This is a genomic window from Shewanella sp. c952 (genome assembly GCF_019654975.1).
Lineage (GTDB): Bacteria > Pseudomonadota > Gammaproteobacteria > Enterobacterales > Shewanellaceae > Shewanella.
Genome location: NZ_BPEW01000071.1, coordinates 1 through 2,738, shown reverse-complemented (window position 1 = coordinate 2,738; position 2,738 = coordinate 1). Strand labels below are relative to the sequence as shown.

General features: G+C 45.1%; 4 protein-coding genes. 1 reads left to right on the top strand and 3 read right to left on the bottom strand.

Annotated elements, in window-relative coordinates; all coding sequences use genetic code 11:
- Nucleotides 1-379: HAMP domain-containing protein (locus K5R16_RS21865; RefSeq protein ID WP_374758420.1), on the bottom strand; the 379-nt coding region annotated here is incomplete at its 3' end.
- Between the two features lie 18 nt (nt 380-397).
- Here K5R16_RS21865 and K5R16_RS21860 point away from each other — a divergent pair.
- Nucleotides 398-949 (top strand): substrate binding domain-containing protein, encoded by a 552-nt coding sequence (locus K5R16_RS21860; protein WP_259649981.1) that lies wholly within the window; start codon nt 398-400, stop codon nt 947-949.
- 163 nt (nt 950-1,112) lie between these two features.
- Here the strand turns inward: K5R16_RS21860 and K5R16_RS21855 are convergent, their stop codons facing one another.
- Nucleotides 1,113-2,267, bottom strand: coding sequence for a porin (locus K5R16_RS21855; protein WP_374758419.1), 1,155 nt, complete (start codon nt 2,265-2,267; stop codon nt 1,113-1,115).
- Between the two features lie 176 nt (nt 2,268-2,443).
- Nucleotides 2,444-2,738, bottom strand: a 295-nt coding sequence (locus tag K5R16_RS21850; protein WP_220740502.1) for a cytochrome b/b6 domain-containing protein, incomplete at its 5' end; no start/stop codon positions are given.

Here is a 2,738-nt window from a genome sequence, read left to right as displayed (position 1 = left end):
GCACCAGTTGCGCAACGGTACTGGTCGCTTTTGCAACGACCGCTTTAGAGTCCATGGTTTGATGCTTGGTCACTTGAGTGAAAGACGCTGTTTCAGCACCGTTTCTGGCAACATCATTGGCGGTGGCACTCATCTCCTCTACTGCGGCGACTATCTGTTCGGTCTCTGTAGTGTGAGCGACCAAGATAGCGCTATTGGCTTCCGTTTCTGACTTTAAGCGTTCAACACTGCTGGCGATATGAGTTGATGATTGCAACACTTCTAGCATCATTGATTGCAGGTTCTCGATAAAGCGATTGATACCGGTTGATATCTGTCCTAAATCATCATCACTTTCAACTTTTAGGCGGCGAGTGAGATCGCCATTACGGCTCCCCATGCGTTTGAAGCGAGGTTAGTGACACCGATAATCGCCCATATCTGGCATGAGTATCCTAAGCTGGTGCCTGAGCTGATGTTCACCGATGAGCGCTTAGATCTGCTGCAAAGTAACCTGGATATTGCCATCTCGGTGGGACCACAGAAAGACAGTACCTACCATGCTATCGCTATCGGTAAGCTGGACAGCATTCTGGTGGCTTCTCCGGGGTACTTAGCCAAAAGAGCGGTTAATGAAACGGATTTGAAATCACATCATCTGGTCACGCTTCCCTGGCAGCAGCGCGCCGTTCTGCAAAATAATCATGGTCAGAGCATTTCGTTTTGTTCAGAAACACAGTTGAAGGTGAATACCTCCATTAGCGCGATAAATAGTGTTAAATGTGGGGTTGGTATCGGTCTTATGCCCTCTATATTTGTGCAGGAAGATCTCGATTCAGGATTGTTACAGCGTGTGCTATCAGATTATCGGAGAGAAGTGAGAGAGGTGTATGCCTTGCACTCCGACCAACAGCAATTGCCAATGGTGTTAAGGCGATTTGTTGATAAGTTGAAACAGGCATTGAACTGAACGTTTAGCTGGAATCGGATAAGAATAGGTAAATTATAGTTTTTAGTTATCCACTTAGATTAAAAAGCCTGCGGCTATCTGTTCCAAACTGATGAGCTTTTCACTAGATTACTGATTCATAGCTTGAGAGCTTCTGAGTACAGAAGCTCATTAAAGTTATCGATTAGAAGAAGTAGTTTAACCCGACTGCAAAACTGTTGTCTTGCATGGCTTCTAGCACCGGATCATCCATGCTGCTAAGATCCAGCTTGGCTTCGGCAAACATGACCGTATCATTGCTGTAACGATAGTGCAGACCTAACATGGCAAATTGGCGTTTCCAGTCCCCTGAAATTGTTGTGGTTTGGTCTGTATCCAGCTCTAAATAGCTTAATAGCACCATAGGAACAAAGCCATTATCATATTGGTAAGCCGTCAGAAGTTCCACCCCGGTAGCATCGTAAAGCTCACCGCCAATCAATTCATTTTTCTTACTCTGATGAGCATTAAAGCCGAAGTATAAACCTTGTGCCTCACGATTTGCTGCATACTGATAGTAGTCACCATATTGAGCGCCGACACCAATAACCTCATTAGCCTCATTGATTTTGATATCGCCCAAGTGGCCATCGAATTCACCACGGTTAAATCCTGCTAACAGTTTTACTTTGTCTGTCATGCCGTAAGTCAGGCTAGCACCATAGCTGTTGTTGAAACTAATATCTGAATTATCAATTTCCAACCCGCTGGCATCTTTAATGCTGACTTCGCCGTTGTTTTTAGCAGCAAACTGCAGGCCGATATGGAGTTTTCCAAAGGTGTTTCTATATTGAAATGCAGAGTCTGCACGGCCGGTACCCGTCAATCCACCGTCTCCAAAGGTATACACGCCACTAGAATAACCTGCGTATACATTAGGTAAGTCCGTGGTGCTGGCAACGTCCCAGTATACGCCCCATTGCTTACCGAAAGACAGAGTTCCCCATGTGTCGTGGGTAAGTCCGATGTAACCTAAGCGGTTATAGAGAAAGTCTGAAGAGTTCTCAGTCCCAAGCTTGCCTCCTTGCATCACCAAATTGTCATTGCGAGTGACTATGTTCAGTCCCCATTCGGTGCGGGCAAAGCTGTGCCAGCCATTTTTTTCTTCACGCTCGAACGAAAATCTAAAACGGGATAAGTTGTCATTGACGGACGTTTTATCACCATCATTTATCGCTGCAAATCCCAGCCACCCCGTCAAGTTTATAGAGCTATTTTCATTCTTATAAATTTCTGCTGCGTTTGCAGATAAACAACATGTGCTAATGGCTATAGCGAGAATAGATTTGATCATTTTCATGGTTATTACTCTTTTGATTAAATTTTTCAGGATGCAACTAGCCGCCATCCTCTTGGGTAAGAGTCGGTAAGTGCAAAGCTGAACAGTTTTTTGTCAGAGCCTAAGCTCTATTTGAGATTGCTCACCACCATATACAATCGCTGGTGAGCAAGGTTTGATACTAGGGAGGCGCCCGTTTACTGAAGTTCTTTGAACCAAAGGTTGTGGTGCTGCTTAGCCCAGTTTTCATCACAGTAACCAGAGGTCATGTTAGACATACCGCCTTCAGACATGACGGTTGCCATGAAGATGTGTACGACTGAGAACGCGCTGATAATGATGGTAGAGACGATGTGTAATACCAGCATAAAGTTAGCGGTATTCTTGGTGACGACAAAGGTTTCTGGGAACATCATTGTTAGCCCTGAAACCACCATCACACCACCAAAGAGGGCAAACACCCAAAACCAAAGTTTCTCACCCGCATTGGCA

Excerpts from the sequence above, each read along its gene's own strand:
- K5R16_RS21855 (WP_374758419.1), bottom strand. The coding sequence starts at position 2,267 with ATGAAAATGATCAAATCTATTCTCGCTATAGCCATTAGCACATGTTGT.